The organism is Mycobacterium aquaticum, assembly GCF_002086485.1.
GTDB lineage: Bacteria > Actinomycetota > Actinomycetes > Mycobacteriales > Mycobacteriaceae > Mycobacterium > Mycobacterium aquaticum.
Map to the genome: position 1 here is coordinate 1 of NZ_MVHF01000007.1, position 16,028 is coordinate 16,028.

The following is a 16,028-nucleotide window of genomic DNA, read 5'->3' on the forward strand; positions in this document are numbered from 1 at the left end:
AACGGCGAGGTATCCAGCCCGGCCACCACGCTGATCACCAGCCACACCGGATCCGATGCAGGCAACCAGTCCCGCATACTCTCCGGCATCAAAAACTGTTGATCACGCTCCACCGGGCGATATCCCTTGGCCACCAACACATCATCACGGCCACCACCCCCGACCCCCGGTAAGACATACCGAAGCCCCCGATCAACCGCTCAATTTCGCAACAACCCGTTTCCGTCGAATCCCGTGTCATAACTGGCCACTCGGCCCGAGTGCCCTGCCGTCACAAACCAGCAACGGCCAGGTCTCAGCTCGGCAGGGGCGCGCTGTGTGAAGCCTGAACCGCGACCCGTCGCACTACGGTGACGGGGCAGACGCGAAGGGGTGAGGTAGTGAAGGTGAGGTGGCTGGCCGCCGTCGTCATGGTGCTCGGCCTGGGAACCGCTGCGCCGCAGGCCAACGCCGAGTGTGCGGCGACCGGCTGTGACCTGCGCTCGCGCCTTGCCGCTGCGGACAACTACCTGGCGTCGCGGCCCGGCACGGTGGGCTACGTCCTGCGTGACCGGGCGACCGGTGCGCGGTTCGCGAACGCCAACTCGAACGCGATGATCTGGACGGCGTCGACCATCAAGCTGGCGATGGTCGTGGACCTGCTGACCAGGGAACGGGCGGGCGCGCTGCGGCTGTCGGGCGATGACCGGCAACTGATGGTGAAGATGTTGCGGGACTCCGACAACGATGCGACCGATTCGCTGTGGAGCCGGTACGGCGGGCCGGACCATCGGGCATTCAACGCCGACTTTCCCCGCTACGGCATGACGGACTTACGGCCGCAGCCCGGTTTTGGAGACATGTTCCCGTACTGGGGTTTTCAGAAGTCGACCACCAATGATCTCGACCGGCTGATGAATTACACACTCACCCAACTGAATCCGTCCGACGCGGCTGCCGTCGTCGCCGAGATGCAGAAGGTCAGCTCCGATCAGCAGTGGGGCGTATGGGGCGCAGGGCCCTCGATGACGCCCGGCAACAAGAACGGGTGGTCCGAGGAGCAGGGCGGTTGGGTCATCAACTCGGTGGGCTTCGCCGGGCCCAATCAGCGGTACACGCTGGCCATCATGAACGGGCTCAACGGCCAGGGTGGTTACGACGACGGCGTCGCAACCACCACCCGGCTGAGCCAGATCCTGTTGAGCCCCAACGGCTGATCGGGTAACCGCTCAGCCGAACAGTGTCGAGCCCCAGTAGGCGGAGTCGTCGCCTTCGCGCAGGCCCGGTGGGCACGCGAAGATCCCCGACCCGGTGTGGGTGATGTACTCGTTGAGGGCATCCTTGCGGGCCAGTTCGCGCTGCATCGGGATGAACTGCTTCGAGGGGCTGCGCACGAAGGCAATGAAGAACAGCCCGGCGTCGAGGTGGCCGAATCCGTCTGAGCCGTCGGTGAAGTTGTAGCCGCGACGCAGAATCTGGATACCGCCGTTGTGCTGCGCCGACGCCAACCGAACATGCGCTGCCATGTCGATCAACGGATTGCCCTTGTCGTCGGCGATGTCGAAGTCGAGCTCCTCGAACTCTTGCTGCAGGCCCATCGGCGCGCCGCTGCCCTTCTGCCTGCCGATCACCCGCTCCTGCTCCAGCAGCGTTGTGCGATCCCAACTTTCGATGCGCATGCGGATACGGCGGGACACCAGGTAAGAGCCGCCGGTCAGCCAGGCGGGCCCGTCACCCTCGGCGACCCACACGTTCTGGTTGAGCAGATCGGTCTCGTCGGCCTTCAGGTTGGCCGTTCCGTCCTTGAACCCGAACAGGTTTCGCGGTGTCTCCTGGTCCCGGGTGGTCGACGACGTGCGGCCGAACCCGAGCTGGGAGTAGCGCACGGCGACGGTGCCGAAGCCGACGCGCGCGAGGTTGCGGATCGCGTGCACGGCGACCTGGGGATCGTTGGCGCAGGCCTGCACACAGATGTCGCCGCCGCAGCGGGCAGGATCCATTGTCTCGTTGGGGAACTTGGGCAGGTCGGTCAACTCCGCGGGCCGCTGCTTGGCGATGCCGAAGCGGTCCTTGCCGTCTTTGAGGAAGAACGACGGTCCGAATCCGATCGTCAGCGTCAGCTGTGAGGGCGGCAAGCCCAGCGCCTCGCCGGTGTCCGACGGTGGGGCATAGGGATTGCCGTCGACGGCCCCGCCGACTTCGGTTTCCTCGCCGCGGGTCATCCGCTCGGCCATCCGGGTCCACTGCTTGAGCAGGTTGATGACGTCGGCGCGGTTTTCGGTGGTGACGTCGAAGGTGCAGAAGTGCATCCGGTCCTGCGCCTCGGTGATGATGCCGGCTTGGCGCTGGCCACGGAACGGCACCGGGCCCGTCAAGGCGCCGTGCGGTGTGCTGGCCGCCGAGGCCCGGCCGGCCAGCGCACCCGCGCTGGCCGCGCCGACTACCGCCGCGGTGACCCCGGCCGCACCGAACAGCTTGCGGCGGGAGAACCCGCCGCCCGCTGGTGTGGCGCCGGGATCAGGGGACACGGTCTCACTGGTGGGCGATGACACCTTGCACCTGGCTCACTTCGTTGCTCAGCGCATCGATCGCACGCGACAGCTCCTGGCGCTGCGGATCGGTCACTTGGTCATAGGACACGAAGCCGTCACCCTTGCGGTACTTCTCCAGGAGCTTCTCCACGTCGGCGAACCGCTGGTCGACCCGCTTGCCGAGATCGGCGTTGCGCTCGTCGAGGATCGGCCGCACCGAGGCCACCGCGGTCTGCGAGCCTTCGACGTTGGCCTTGAAGTCCCACAGATCGGTGTGGCTGAAGATGTCTTCTTCACCGCTGATCTTGCTCTTGGAGATCTCGTCGAGCAGGCCCTGGGCGCCACCGGCGATCTGGGTCGAATCGATGGTCCACGTCGGCGCCTTCACGCCCGCGTCGAGCTCGTTGACGTCGGCCACCAACTGGTCGGCGACGGCGTCGGAGTCGGGTTGCAGGCCGGTGACCCACAGGTCCTTCTCCAAGCGGTGGAAGCCGGTCCACTTCTGGCCCGGTTCCAGGTCGGCCTCCCGCAGGTCGATGCGCGGGTCGAGATCGTTGGGGAACGATTCGGCGACCGGCTCGATGCGCTCGTAGTAGGTGCGGGTGGTCGGGTAGAGCGCCTTGGCCTTGGCGACGTCCTTGGCCTTGATGGCCGCCACGAAGGCCTCGGTGGCGGGCACCAGCGCGTCGGTCTGGCTGTTCACGTACCGCTTGTAGCTGTCGGCGGCTTCTTTGAACTTGCCCTCGGTGTCGATCTTCACTGCGTCACCGGTGACGGTGAAGTCGCCGCGGATGCCTTCACCGACCATGCCCGGACGGCATGAGGTCTGGTAGGTGCCCGGCTCGGTGAGCTGCACGATGAGCTGGCGCTTGAGGCCGGGGGAGATGTTCTCTACCTCGCCCATCACGCGCTCGCCCTCGCCGTAGACGTAGAACTCGGTGACCTTCTCGCCACTGTTGTTCACCACGAACGTGGTGGGGCCCGTCGTGGCGGTCGTCCCTGAGAGCTTGCACCCGGTCTCGGACGCGTCGACCGTGATCGGCGCGGGCTTGTCCTTGCCTTCCGCGCTGGGGCTCGAATCCTTGGCCTGGCAGCCGGCCAGGGAGAACCCGGCCAGCAGCGCGGCGGTTGTCGCCACCCCGGTTTTCACGGCAGGTGTGAGCTTCACTTGGTCGACCTTTCGGATGAGGGAGAGGGTTCCGGGTCGGCAGTCGACTCGGCGGTGTCAGGAGTCTGGGACGGGGCCGGCTTGGCCGGAGTGCGGGCGCCGGTGGGACGGAAGAACAAGGCCAGCACGACGACCAGGTAGGCCAGCCAGGCGGAGAACTGCAGCACGGTCGGGGTGGGGTCGATGTTGAAGACGCCCTGGATGATCTCGCCGTACCAGGCGGACCAATCGAATGCACCGCTCATGTCGAACGCGACGGAGCCGAGGCCGGGGATCCAGCCGACGGTCTGCAGCGCCTTGACGCCGTAGGCGAGGATGCCTGCGGCGACGACGATGAGGAACGCGCCGGTGTAGGTGAAGAACTTGGCGAGGTTGATGCGGACCGCGCCCGCGTACATGCCGTAGGCGATGGCGGTGGCGACCAGCACGCCGACGATCAGCCCGATCAGCGGCCAGAGAGTCTCGGCTTCGGCGTAGCCGACCATGAACAGCGCGGTCTCCACGCCTTCGCGGCCCACCGCGAAGAATGCCAGCAGCGCCACGGCGACGCCGCCGGTTTCCAAGGCCTGCGACATGCCGCTGCGCAATTCACCCGAGATCGACGCGGCGGCCTTACGCATCCACAGCACCATCGTGGTGACGATGACGACGGCCACGAGCGACGCAACGCCAGCGATCGCTTCGGCGCCCAGCCCGCTGATGGTGTTTTCGCCCAACTGGATCACCAGGAAGACGGTGATCGTCATGGCGATTGCTGCGGCGACTCCCAGCCACACCCATTTCAGGGCGTCACGGCGGTCGGACTTGACCAGGAATGCCACCAGGATCGATACGACGATTGCGGTTTCCAGGCCTTCGCGCAGGCCGATCAAACCGCTGCCGAACAGCTGTGATGTGACGTTTGATGCGGCCAGGATGGTCGTCGCAGCGTCTGCGCTGGCAATCATGTGTAGCGTCCTCGCTAGACCGGGTAAAGAAACATAGCCTTGCCTTGCCATAGCAAGGCGTGCCTCACCTTAGCAGGGGCTGAGGAGCACCTGGATATGTTCGAGCCGGGGGACCGTCAGGCGCATGGCACATCGGACGCATGGGACGATGGGTGCCGAGTAGAGCAGGGGTTGAGGGAGTCCAGTGTCGCCAGTTCGATGGCTGCGGGCTGTCGCAGTGGTTGTGGCGGCAGCGCTGCTGATGGCTTCCAGCTGCTCGTGGCAGCTCGGCATCCCGATTCCCGACGGAGTGCCGCCGCCTGCGGGTGATCGGGTGCCCGCGGTCGACACCTACGCCAAGGGCCGTCCCGCCGACCAGCTGCACGAGTGGGCTGCCGAGCGCGCACCCAAACTGGGCATGCCGATCAACGCGCTGGAGGCCTACGCCTACGCAGCGCGCGTCGCCGAGGTCGAGAACCCGAACTGCCGATTGGCCTGGACCACCCTGGCCGGGATCGGGATGGTGGAGAGCCACCACGGCACCTACCGGGGCGCGATGATTGCGCCGAACGGTGATGTGACCCCACCGATCCGGGGCGTGCAGCTCGACGGCACATCGGGCAATCTGCACATCGCCGACACCGACCACGGCCTGCTCGACGGGGACGCCACGCTGGACCGGGCAATGGGGCCGATGCAGTTCATCCCCGAGACCTGGCGCCTGTTCGGAGTGGACGGCAACAATGACGGCAAGGTCAGCCCGGACAACTTCGACGACGCGGCGTTGTCGGCGGCCGGCTATCTGTGCTGGAACGGCAAGAATCTGTCGACGCCCCGCGGCTGGATGAAGGCTCTGAGGGCGTACAACAACTCTGACCAGTACGCCCGTACGGTGCGCGATTGGGCGACGGCGTACGCCGGCGGCCACCCCCTCTGACACGCCGCGCCGCCGGTCAGGCTCTAGGCTTACCCAGCAGAACCAAGGACGACGCCAATAAGGAGCAAGCCAGTGCCCATCATCGAGCAGGTTGGAGCCCGCGAGATTCTCGATTCGCGCGGCAACCCGACGGTCGAGGTCGAAGTCGCCCTGACCGACGGCACGTTCGCCAGGGCCGCGGTGCCTTCCGGAGCGTCGACCGGTGAGCATGAGGCCGTCGAGTTGCGCGACGGCGCAGCCCGCTACGGCGGCAAGGGTGTCGAGAAGGCGGTCGAGGCCGTGCTCGACGAGGTTGCTCCCGCCGTGATCGGGCTCGGCGCCGACGATCAGCGCCTGGTCGATCAGGCCCTGCTGGACCTCGATGGCACCCCGGACAAGTCGCGCCTTGGCGCCAACGCCATTCTCGGTGTCTCCCTGGCTGTTTCGAAGGCTGCGGCGGAGTCTGCCGGATTGCCGCTCTTCCGCTACATCGGTGGCCCCAACGCCCACATCCTTCCGGTGCCGATGATGAACATCCTCAATGGTGGCGCGCACGCCGACACCGGCGTGGACGTCCAGGAGTTCATGGTGGCCCCGATCGGCGCACCGTCGTTCAAGGAGGCGCTGCGCTGGGGCGCCGAGGTCTACCACGCGCTGAAGTCGGTGCTCAAGAAGCAGGGCCTGGCCACCGGTCTCGGTGACGAGGGCGGCTTCGCGCCGGACGTGGCCGGAACCAGGGCCGCGCTGGACCTGATTTCGTCGGCCATCGAGAGCACCGGGTTCTCCCTCGGCACCGATGTGGCTCTGGCCCTCGACGTGGCCGCCACCGAATTCTTCACCGACGGAACGGGTTACGCCTTCGAGAAGGAGACCCGCAGCGCCGAGCAGATGGCCGAGTTCTACGCCGGGCTGCTCGACAGCTACCCGCTGGTGTCCATCGAGGACCCGCTGTCCGAGGATGACTGGGACGGCTGGGTGGCGCTCACCTCGGCCATCGGTGACCGCGTCCAGCTCGTCGGCGACGATCTGTTCGTCACCAACCCGGAGCGTCTGGAAGAGGGCATCGAGAAGGGCGCAGCCAACGCGCTGCTGGTGAAGGTCAACCAGATCGGCACGCTCACCGAGACCCTCGACGCCGTGGCGCTGGCGCACAACAGCGGTTACCGCACCATGATGAGCCACCGCAGCGGCGAGACCGAGGACACCACCATCGCCGACCTGGCGGTCGCGGTCGGCAGCGGTCAGATCAAGACCGGCGCACCGGCGCGCAGCGAGCGTGTGGCCAAGTACAACCAGCTGCTGCGTATCGAGGAACTCCTCGGTGACGCCGCCCGCTACGCCGGTGATCTGGCCTTCCCGCGTTTCGCCGTGGAGGCCAAGTAATCCGACCCGATGCGGCGGTGATCTGAAGACGATGCCCGAAGCGAAACGACCCGATCCCAAGCGGCGGTCCCCGGCCAACCGGCCGGGGGGTCCGGGCAAGAACGGCGGGTCGAATCGTCCCCGCGCCGGCCAGGCGCGGCGGCGGGTGTCGGAGCCGCGCCCCTCGGCACCGCAACCGGTGGCCGAGGAGACCATCACCAAAGCCATTGCGGTACAGGCTGAACAGCAGGCCGAGCTGCAGTCCGAGCAGCGCTTCGGGTCTGCGGCGCGGCGCGCGGCGATCCTGGCCGCGGTGGTGTGCGTGCTGACCCTGACCATCGCGGGACCGGTGCGCACGTACTTTGCACAGCGGACGGAAATGAAGCAGCTCAAGGCAACCGAAGAGCAGCTGCGATCCCAGATCGCCGAGCTGGAACAGCAGAAGGTCAAGCTGGCCGACCCGGTGTTCATCGCGGCGCAGGCACGCGAGCGGCTCGGCTTTGTCATGCCCGGCGATACGCCGTACCAGGTGCAGTTGCCGCCCACCGCCGCGGTGCCGAACGAGCCGGGGCCCATCGCACCGGGCTCCACCACGCCCGCAGGCCAGCCTTGGTACACCTCGCTGTGGCACACGATCGCCGATCAGCCGCATGGGGTTTCGCCGACCATCGCGCCCGCTCCACCTGGCCCCGGTGAACCGGCACCTGGTGGTCCGCCCGCCCCGCCACCGGCGGTGCCTGGTGGTTGAGCCCGCCGACCTCGAGGCCGTCGCCCAGCAACTGGGCCGCGAGCCGCGAGGTGTTCTCGAGATCGCCTACCGCTGCCCCAACGGTGAGCCTGCCGTCGTCAAGACCGCCCCCAAATTGCCTGACGGCACACCGTTTCCGACGCTGTACTACCTGACGCACCCGGCCCTGACCGCGGCGGCCAGCCGGCTGGAATCGTCGGGCATGATGCGGGAGATGACCGAACGCCTGCAGCAGGACCCGGAATTGGCGGCTGCCTACCGGCGCGCCCACGAGTCGTATCTGTCCGAACGCGACGCCATCGAGTCGCTGGGCACCACGTTCACCGGCGGCGGCATGCCCGACCGCGTCAAGTGCCTGCATGTGCTGATGGCGCATTCGTTGGCGAAGGGTCCGGGTGTCAACCCGCTCGGTGACGAGGCGTTGGCGGTCTTGGCTGTCGAGCCGGCGATGGCCGGGATTCTGGAGCGCGATACATGGGTGTGAACCGCGTCGGCGCAATCGACTGTGGCACCAACTCGATCCGGCTGCTCATCGCCGATGTGGTGGAGGGATCTCTGCGCGACGTGCACCGCGAGATGCGCATCGTCCGGCTCGGTCAGGGTGTGGATGCGACCGGTCAGTTCGCACCGGAAGCGTTGGCGCGCACCGAATCCGCGCTCGCGGATTATGCCGCACTGATGTCCGAGCTGAACGTTTCGGCGGTCCGGATGGTGGCCACGTCGGCCGCGCGGGACGCCGGTAACCGCGATGAGTTCTTCGCCATGACGTCGCGCATCCTCGGTACCGTGGTGGCTGGCGCCGCCGCCGAGGTGATCACCGGTACCGAAGAAGCCGAACTGTCGTTCCAGGGCGCCGTGGGCGAACTCGACGCTGCCGGTGCGCCTTTCCTCGTCGTCGACCTCGGCGGCGGGTCCACGGAACTGGTGCTCGGCACCGACGGGGTCAAGGCCAGCTACTCGGCCGACATCGGATGTGTCCGGTTGACCGAACGCTGTCTGCACACCGATCCGCCCACACCAGCAGAGATCGACGCGGCCCGCGCGGTGGTCCGGGACGGTTTAGCGCAAGCGTTGCAAGCGGTTCCGGTCGACGGCGCCAGGACGTGGGTGGGCGTGGCAGGGACGATGACCACGTTGTCGGCGCTGGCGCAGGGGATGACCGAGTACGACGCCGAGGCTATTCACTTGTCCCGCATCGGTTTCGATGGCTTGCGGCAGGTATGCGACGACCTGATCGCCATGACGTCGGCGCAGCGGCTGGCGCTCGGCCCGATGCATCAGGGCCGTGCCGATGTCATCGGCGGCGGAGCGATCATCGTCGAGGAACTCGCGGCCGTACTCGGCGAGCGCGCCGGGATCGATGAACTCGTGGTCAGCGAGCACGACATCCTCGACGGCATCGCGTTGTCCATCGCAGCGCGCTGACAGCGCCCCAGACAGCGAACGGCCGGATGCGGGTTTCCCGCATCCGGCCGTTGTCGTCGAGCTGATTGTCAGGACGTCGGCCCGTGGTTGCTGACCGGTGCGGCCGGAGCCGTCGTGGTCGGCTGGGTGGCCGCCGGCACCAGGTTGGGTTCGGCCGGAGCGGCCGGCGCAGCCGGAGCCGGGGCGGCCGGGTTCGCGGCGGGCACGGTCGGGGTGCCTGCTGGTGCCTGCTCGGCCGGCGGAACCGCGGTTGCGGCGTTGCCCGCACCCGTGGGTGCGGCGGCAGGAGCGGGAGCGGTGCCTGCCGGCGCCGGGGCTGCTGCCGGGACCGGCGTGCCGTTGCTGGCCGGAACAGCCCCCTCGGCCTGCGTCCCGGTGGTACCGGGGGCGGCGGCCGGTTGGGCCGCGGTGCCTGCCGGGGCCGGCGCGGTCTGGGTGGCTGCCGGAACCGGGGTGGCGCCTTCGGCAGCTGCGGGCAGATCGGTCGCGCGGCTTCCCGCACCGCCGGGTGCCGCGGCCGGGACGGCTGCAGGCGTCGCGGCGGGGGCGGGGGTGGCGGCGACGGGCGCGGCCGCCGATGCCTGAGCGGGGTGGTTCGCCAGCGGGACGGTGTTGCTGTTGCCGCCGGTCGCGGCGGGGGCTGCCGGGACGACGTTCCACACGGCGATGTCACGGCCGCCCGCGTTGTACACAACCGTGGTCGGGTCGGCCTCGGTGACGTCGAAGTACACCTTGCCGGAGGTCTTCTCGCCCTGGTTGATGGTGGCCGGGTTCACGCCTTGCGGGGTGGCCACCTGGAACAGCGCGCGGTAATTCTTGCCATCGGCTGCGCGGGCGTTGAAGTTGGACACGATCGGGGTGACCGAGCCCTGAAGGGCCTCGTTGGTTGCGGTGACCTCCCACAGGGTGCCGTGCACCTGGTAGGGGATCGTGTCGGTGCTCGGCTTGAGGCCGCTGACCGTCCAGCCCTGGACCACGTTGCCGTCTTCCAGCTTCGCCTGGCTGCCCAGCGCGGCGGTGGTGACGGCGCTGTCATCGGCGAAAGCGAGGGGTGTCGCGCCGATGATCCCCGCGGCGGCGATGGCTGCTGCAGCCATGGCAGCACTGATATTCGTGATCTTCAAGATGGTTCACTCCTGAGTGTTCCGACGAGCATCCAGGCCCCCGACAGTGGGGCTCACTACAGGGGAAAGCTAGCAGGTTAAGAGGTTGCTGTGGAACCGGAGTGGCATATTGCTTCTTCGGGCTCAGGCAGTCAAGCTGCGCCCCCGGTCAGCGCGGCCACAGATTATTGACGGTCGCGGCTACTGCCACCAGCGCAATGACCCCGAGGTATGCGATTACCAGGCGGGTGTCGCGCAATGCGCATTTGCTGTGTTGTAAACCGGCGCGGCGTGCGCGGATGTAGCCGATCAGGCCCAGTCCAGCGAACACGGCAACCATCACTGGACCCACCAACCAGGCCAGCAGGGCCACGGTTGCGTACACGCACAACCGCAGCGGATCGTACGGCTCGTTGGCCTGCTGGCTCATCGAATCTCGATGAGTGGTAGTTCTTGCCCGACCGACAGCGAGAGCCGTTGACGCCCCAGCGCGGGCCAGGCTTGCACGGCGCAAAAGGGTGCGCACTGGTCGGCCTGAGGCGAGCGGAGCGACGGGGATTCGGCCGAGCCGGCCCGGGTGCCGACGTGAACGCAGCACTGCACGAGGCGTTCCTCGATCATCGTCGACATGTCCATGAACGGTTTGACCGTGAGGCGCACGACGCGTTCCCCGAGGAGCTGACGGATCTTGCGGCGCCTGCCTGGCAGCGCGGACGACGCGAGCGTCAGCAGCGTCGACATCCCCAGATCGCAGTTCTCGCAGATGTTGCGCCAGACGTCGCCGATCTGGGGATGCGACAACGAGGACTGCTCGGAGAGCAAGCCCAACAGTGATTCCTGTACTGCCTGACGCAACTGTCGTGGGATCTCGGCGTCGGCGATGCGGTTTGCCACCAGCCCGAGCTTGTCTTTGAGACTATCGGTGCCGATCAAGGACACCAGCGACCGCCACTGGCCGGCGTCGTCTCGCACCAGATAGCCGACCGAGCAGCAGTGCGGGTGCGAGCAGGGCAGCGCGGTCAGATCGCGCCACGTCACGGCACCGTCGGTCTGTGGGCCAAGACGTTTGAGCACGCCGGTGTGGGTGAGCCGGTCGAGCGGATCGATGGTCCCCGAGCGGCCGGAGCCGAACTGCGGCTGGACCGTCAATCCGCCGACATAGGGTGTGTCCAAAGCCAATTGGACCATTGCGCCGATCTCGTCGTCGTTGACGCCGAGAGCCGCGGTCATCACCAGCGTGGTGAAGATCTCGCGCTCCGACAGGCGCTGCAGGGCTTGCTGTTTCGTCCGACGCAGATCGCCGCCACGGTGATGCCGATGGGCGGTCTCCGACAACCCGTCGTACTGCAGGTAGATCTCGACGCGTTCGCGGTGTTCGGTCAGCAGGTCGAGCAACCGGTCGTCGCTGGCGATGCGGACGCCGTTGCTGTTGACCAGGATTCGAGTGATCGGCCGGCTGACGAGTTCGCCGAGCAGCTCGGCCAGCGCCGGATGCAGGGTGGGCTCGCCGCCACTGAGCATGAGTACGTCCAGGCGACCGTTCTCGCGGGCCAGGCGTTGATCGACATTGGCCAGAACGTCGGCGACCGGCACCACGTGCCGCAGGTCCGGTGAACTGTCGGTGAAGCAGGTGGGGCAGCGCAGATTACACGTCTCGGCGATGTCCTCCAGCAGAATGCACGTGTGCTGGGTCTGCATCTCCGGCAACCCGCGCAGATACGCCGACGGCACCGGATCGAAATTGCCTGGCGTATCCGGAGTGTGAGCCTTGGTCGGGGCAGTCCACTCTTCGAGGTAGGACAGGATCTCGGGATCCTCGTCATACAGCGTGCGCACCAAACCGTGGCTGCGGCAGCCCCGTTCAAGCCAGATGCGGCCGTCACGCTCGATCAGCATCCCGCTCAGTCGCGCGACATCGGCCAGCGGCCGCTCAGGTGCTTCGTCGTGGCAGCGCGGGCAGAATGCCGTGACGTACCGGTGCAACCGGTCGCCCCGCAGGCCCATGCCCGCGGTCACTTGTACAGTTCGGGGTTGATGCCAGTGCAGAACCCGGCAGTGAACAGTGACATCAGGGCCCAGCCGACCATGAGGCCGATGCCCAGTCCTCGGGCGCTGGGGCTGCGGGACATCAGCAGGGCGGCGCCCCCGCCGAACGCGATGAGGGCCAACAACGCTGCGCCGAAACCCAACACCGTGTTGCCCTGGTGGGGCTCGACGCGGCTCCCCGCGGTCATGATGGCCATCAGCGCGATCACGAAGTTGATGCCCGCATAGATGAACGGTCCAAGGATCACCATCGCTATGGAGATTCGGGGTTCGGGCTTGGGCGGCCCGCCGTATGGGTAGCCCGCCGCCGGCGGGTATCCGGCAGGGGGCGGCGGATATCCGTACGGCTGCTGATGGTCGCCCCGCGGCGGAAGGTAGCCCGGCGGCTGGCGCAGGTCGCCCGGGAAATAGCCGGGCGACTGTGGCATCGGGCCGGGTGGTGGTTGCGGTGGATACGCCGGTGGGCCGGCCTGAGGGGCGATGTCGTCTTGATAGGCCGGTGGAATATCTTGCGCAGCAGGGTCATCCGCGGGCTCGTCAGGTGGCGGACCCGATGTGGGTGACGTCATGCCGGCACTTCCTGGTTGCTGGGTGAAAGGCGATAGTACCCGCGGCGGTAGCCACGCCACACCCGAACACCGATGATCATCAGCGAGGGCAGCAGGAACCATTGGGGCCGGGTCAGATCCAGCCACACGGTTTCGTTGGCCCGGACGAACTCGACGAAGAACCGGAACACGGCGTAGGCGGCGATGTAGATGACGAAAAGTTCACCGGGGTGGCTGATCCGGTGGCGCAGCCACAGCAGCACACCGAATGCGCAGAGTTGGAACGCGATTTCGTAGAGGAACGACGGGTGCATGGCCTGTCCGGCTAAGCAGCCCGGGCATTCGGGGGTGGTGGCGGGTGCGTGGATACCCCACGGCAATGTGGTGGGCCGTCCGGGCGCTTCGGTGAGAAAGCAGCCGATGCGGCCGATGGCCATGCCGAGCGCGACCGCAGGCGCGAACAGGTCCCCGGTTTTTCCGCGGTATCCGCCAAGGCGTTTGGCGATGTGCACACCGAGGTACGCGCCGAGCAGGCCACCGAGGATGCTGCGCGAGCCGAACTGCCAGGCCTGAGCCAGGCTGGGATTCGTGGAGAAGTCGAGATGATGGGCCCACCCGGACAGCCGCATGCCGATCGCGCCGCCGATGAGGGCACCGGACGCGGCGACGACGGCCTGCTCACCGAGCGCGCCACGCCGGCGCGCCTCGTAGACGAAAACCACTACAGCGGCCAGCACTCCGAGGGCCACGAACAGGCCGTGCACCGGAACCGGCACCGGCCCAAGATGCCACTCGGAAGTCATACGGGTGAACCTATCCTTTGGCCCGCGGGTCGACCGTGAAAGACCACAATGGCCTGCTGCCGGTGCTCCGGCAGCAGGCCATTGTCATGGAGTCAGCGGCGTGCGTTGCAGTTCGGCGGGTTGCCGCAGTGGTGGCCGCCGTCGCAGGCGTTGCAATGACAGGTGCAGGTGCCCTTGGTGTGAGTGGTGCGCATCGTTGTTCAACTCCTCAGGTGCCCGGGCGGTGCCGGTGTCAACCGGTAGCAAACGCCCAAGCTGGGACGGGAAATCAACATATGACTACCTCACAATAGTTCGGCTCACAGGGAAAATAAAGGATTCCCCTTGCCGAGCAGGCCCCCGCAAGCGGGCGGTACCCCCAATGAAAGCACCCGACACGCCGAGGAATTGGGGACTCCCATGTCTGCTCGGCGGATGAGCCGCCACGCCGGCAAACGCTCAGGCGCCCTCTCCGCGGAGCACCGGCGTCAGTGCGTCCAGCACCGCAGGATCTTCGATCGTCGAGGGCACCGGCTCCTCGCGCCCGTCGGCGATGGCGCGCATGGTCTTGCGCAGGATCTTGCCCGAGCGGGTCTTCGGCAGCGCCGCCACCACGTCGACCTTCTTGAAAAAGGCCACCGCGCCGATGTTGTCGCGCACCGCGGCGATGAGCTCCTCGGTCAGCCGGTCGGCGGACGCCCCGGATTTGAGCACCACGAACCCACGCGGAACCTGTCCCTTGATCTCGTCGGCCACGCCGATCACCGCGCATTCCGCCACCGCCGGATGCTGGGCCAGCACCGTCTCGATCGACCCGGTGGACAGCCGGTGCCCGGCCACGTTGATGACGTCGTCGGTGCGGCCCATCACGAACAGGTAGCCGTCTGAGTCGATGTAGCCGCCGTCGCCGGTCAGGTAGTAGCCGGTGAACGCCGACAGGTACGCCGAGACGTAACGATGGTCGTCGCCCCACAGGGTCGGCAGGGTGCCCGGCGGCAGCGGCAGTTTGACGCAGATCGCGCCCTCCTCACCGGGCTCGGCCACTGCGCCGTCCGAATGCAAGATCTGTACGTCGTAGCCCGGCATCGGCACTGTCGCCGAACCGGGCTTGACCGGCAGGGGTTCGACGCCCATCGGGTTGGCGGCGATCGCCCAGCCGGTCTCGGTCTGCCACCAGTGGTCGATGACGGGGATGCCCAGTTTGTCGGCGGCCCAGTGATAGGTGTCGGGGTCCAACCGCTCGCCGGCCTGGAACAGGTACTTGAGGCCCGACAGGTCGTAGTCGCCGATCAGTGCGCCGTCGGGGTCTTCCTTCTTGATGGCGCGGATGGCCGTGGGCGCGGTGAACAGCGCCTTGACCTTGTGTTCGGCGGCGACCCGCCAGAACGCCCCGGCGTCAGGCGTACCGATCGGCTTGCCCTCGTAGAGCACGGTTGTCGCACCGAGCAACAGCGGCGCGTAGACGATGTAGGAGTGGCCGACCACCCATCCGACATCGGACGCGGCCCAGTACACGTCGCCGGGAGCGGTGTCGTAGATGTGGCGCATGCTCCACAGCAGGGCCACCGCGTGCCCACCGTTGTCGCGGACGATGCCCTTCGGCTTGCCAGTGGTGCCCGACGTGTAGAGCACGTAGAGCGGGTCGGTGGCGGCGACGGGCACCGGGTCGACCGGAGTCGCCGAAGCCGTCAGCTCCCGCCAGTCGTGGTCGCGCCCGGCGACCAGGTCGCACCGGCGTTGTTCGCGCTGCAGGATCACGCAGGCCCGTGGTTTGTGCTCGGCGATGTGCAGTGCGGCGTCGAGCATCGGCTTGTACTCGACGACGCGCGTCGGCTCGATGCCGCACGACGCGCTCACCACGACCACCGGCTTGGCGTCATCGATGCGGGTGGCTAGTTCGCTGGCGGCAAACCCGCCGAACACTACCGAGTGCACTGCACCCAGGCGCGCGCAGGCCAGCATCGCGATGACGGCCTCGGGGATCATCGGCATGTACACGACCACCAGATCGCCCTTGCCGACGCCCAATTGGCTTAGCGCACCGGCGAATTGGGCGGTCGCGTCGCGCAGCTCGCGGTAGGTGTAGGTGCGTTTGGTACCCGTGACGGGGGAGTCGTAGATTAGCGCGGCCTGGTCCCCGCGTTCGGCGATGTGGCGATCGAGCGCGTTGGCGCAGGTGTTCAGCTCACCGTCGGGGAACCAGCGGTAGAACGGCGGGTTGTCGTCATCGAGGATTCGTTGTGGTTCGCGTGTCCAGGTGACCGCCTTGGCCGCGTCGGCCCAGAAGGTGGCCGGGTCGTTGATGCTGACGTCGAAGAGGTCGCGATAACCGGACATAGCCCGACACCGTAGCCGGTGGTCACCCCTCCCCGCGAGCAGTCGCAGAATCGCACCATTTGGCGCGAAATTGGGCGATTCTGTGTCTGCTCGGCGGCTCGTCCGGGGCTAATCCGCGCCTGGGTGACGTTTGACCGCGCTGTCGTCGGGTAGCCCA

General features: G+C 67.3%; 15 protein-coding genes. 6 read left to right on the forward strand and 9 right to left on the reverse strand.

Annotation, left to right across the window (positions count from 1 at the left end; translation table 11 throughout):
* Positions 1-410: 410 nt before the first annotated feature.
* On the forward strand, positions 411-1,196 hold the full coding sequence (locus BST13_RS09380) for a serine hydrolase (RefSeq protein WP_425437003.1): 786 nt from the start codon (positions 411-413) through the stop codon (positions 1,194-1,196).
* A 12-nt stretch (positions 1,197-1,208) separates the two neighbouring features.
* Here the strand turns inward: BST13_RS09380 and efeB are convergent, their stop codons facing one another.
* The 3 genes from efeB to efeU are packed head-to-tail and all read right to left on the reverse strand — an operon-like array spanning position 1,209 to position 4,625.
* On the reverse strand, positions 1,209-2,531 hold the full coding sequence (efeB, locus tag BST13_RS09385) for an iron uptake transporter deferrochelatase/peroxidase subunit (protein WP_083162943.1): 1,323 nt from the start codon (positions 2,529-2,531) through the stop codon (positions 1,209-1,211).
* Positions 2,512-3,678 (reverse strand): iron uptake system protein EfeO, encoded by a 1,167-nt coding sequence (gene efeO, locus BST13_RS09390; protein ID WP_083162944.1) that lies wholly within the window; start codon positions 3,676-3,678, stop codon positions 2,512-2,514. Before efeO ends, efeB begins: the two co-directional genes overlap by 20 nt.
* Complete coding sequence (efeU, locus tag BST13_RS09395) at positions 3,675-4,625, reverse strand: iron uptake transporter permease EfeU (protein WP_083162946.1); 951 nt, start codon at positions 4,623-4,625, stop codon at positions 3,675-3,677. The genes efeO and efeU overlap by 4 nt, the downstream gene beginning before the upstream one ends.
* A gap of 184 nt (positions 4,626-4,809) precedes the next feature.
* Here efeU and BST13_RS09400 point away from each other — a divergent pair, with 184 nt between their 5' ends.
* The 5 genes from BST13_RS09400 to BST13_RS09420 all read left to right on the forward strand — a co-directional run bounded on the left by BST13_RS09400 (position 4,810) and on the right by BST13_RS09420 (position 9,055).
* The gene (locus tag BST13_RS09400; protein WP_083162948.1) at positions 4,810-5,541 is read left to right on the forward strand and encodes a lytic transglycosylase domain-containing protein; all 732 of its coding nucleotides are present in this window, start codon (positions 4,810-4,812) and stop codon (positions 5,539-5,541) included.
* 72 nt (positions 5,542-5,613) lie between these two features.
* Positions 5,614-6,903, forward strand: coding sequence for a phosphopyruvate hydratase (gene eno, locus BST13_RS09405; RefSeq protein ID WP_083162950.1), 1,290 nt, complete (start codon positions 5,614-5,616; stop codon positions 6,901-6,903).
* A gap of 31 nt (positions 6,904-6,934) precedes the next feature.
* Positions 6,935-7,630 (forward strand): FtsB family cell division protein, encoded by a 696-nt coding sequence (locus BST13_RS09410; RefSeq protein ID WP_083162951.1) that lies wholly within the window; start codon positions 6,935-6,937, stop codon positions 7,628-7,630.
* Positions 7,623-8,114, forward strand: a complete 492-nt coding sequence (locus BST13_RS09415; RefSeq protein ID WP_064948360.1) for a DUF501 domain-containing protein — start codon at positions 7,623-7,625, stop codon at positions 8,112-8,114. The genes BST13_RS09410 and BST13_RS09415 overlap by 8 nt, the downstream gene beginning before the upstream one ends.
* Positions 8,105-9,055: a Ppx/GppA phosphatase family protein gene (locus BST13_RS09420; RefSeq protein WP_083162953.1), complete on the forward strand. Its 951-nt coding sequence runs from the start codon at positions 8,105-8,107 to the stop codon at positions 9,053-9,055. Before BST13_RS09415 ends, BST13_RS09420 begins: the two co-directional genes overlap by 10 nt.
* 68 nt (positions 9,056-9,123) lie before the next feature.
* Here the strand turns inward: BST13_RS09420 and BST13_RS09425 are convergent, their stop codons facing one another.
* The 6 genes from BST13_RS09425 to BST13_RS09450 all read right to left on the reverse strand — a co-directional run bounded on the left by BST13_RS09425 (position 9,124) and on the right by BST13_RS09450 (position 15,871).
* Complete coding sequence (locus BST13_RS09425; protein ID WP_095533469.1) at positions 9,124-10,179, reverse strand: MPT63 family protein; 1,056 nt, start codon at positions 10,177-10,179, stop codon at positions 9,124-9,126.
* A gap of 148 nt (positions 10,180-10,327) precedes the next feature.
* Positions 10,328-10,588: a hypothetical protein gene (locus tag BST13_RS09430; RefSeq protein WP_083162957.1), complete on the reverse strand. Its 261-nt coding sequence runs from the start codon at positions 10,586-10,588 to the stop codon at positions 10,328-10,330.
* Positions 10,585-12,162: a radical SAM protein gene (locus BST13_RS09435; RefSeq protein WP_083163380.1), complete on the reverse strand. Its 1,578-nt coding sequence runs from the start codon at positions 12,160-12,162 to the stop codon at positions 10,585-10,587. Before BST13_RS09435 ends, BST13_RS09430 begins: the two co-directional genes overlap by 4 nt.
* A gap of 8 nt (positions 12,163-12,170) precedes the next feature.
* Positions 12,171-12,773: a hypothetical protein gene (locus BST13_RS39700; RefSeq protein ID WP_245839470.1), complete on the reverse strand. Its 603-nt coding sequence runs from the start codon at positions 12,771-12,773 to the stop codon at positions 12,171-12,173.
* On the reverse strand, positions 12,770-13,555 hold the full coding sequence (locus tag BST13_RS09445) for a prolipoprotein diacylglyceryl transferase (protein WP_083162959.1): 786 nt from the start codon (positions 13,553-13,555) through the stop codon (positions 12,770-12,772). Before BST13_RS09445 ends, BST13_RS39700 begins: the two co-directional genes overlap by 4 nt.
* Positions 13,556-13,993: 438 nt before the next feature.
* The gene (locus BST13_RS09450) at positions 13,994-15,871 is read right to left on the reverse strand and encodes a propionyl-CoA synthetase (RefSeq protein ID WP_083162961.1); all 1,878 of its coding nucleotides are present in this window, start codon (positions 15,869-15,871) and stop codon (positions 13,994-13,996) included.
* Positions 15,872-16,028: the final 157 nt, after the last annotated feature.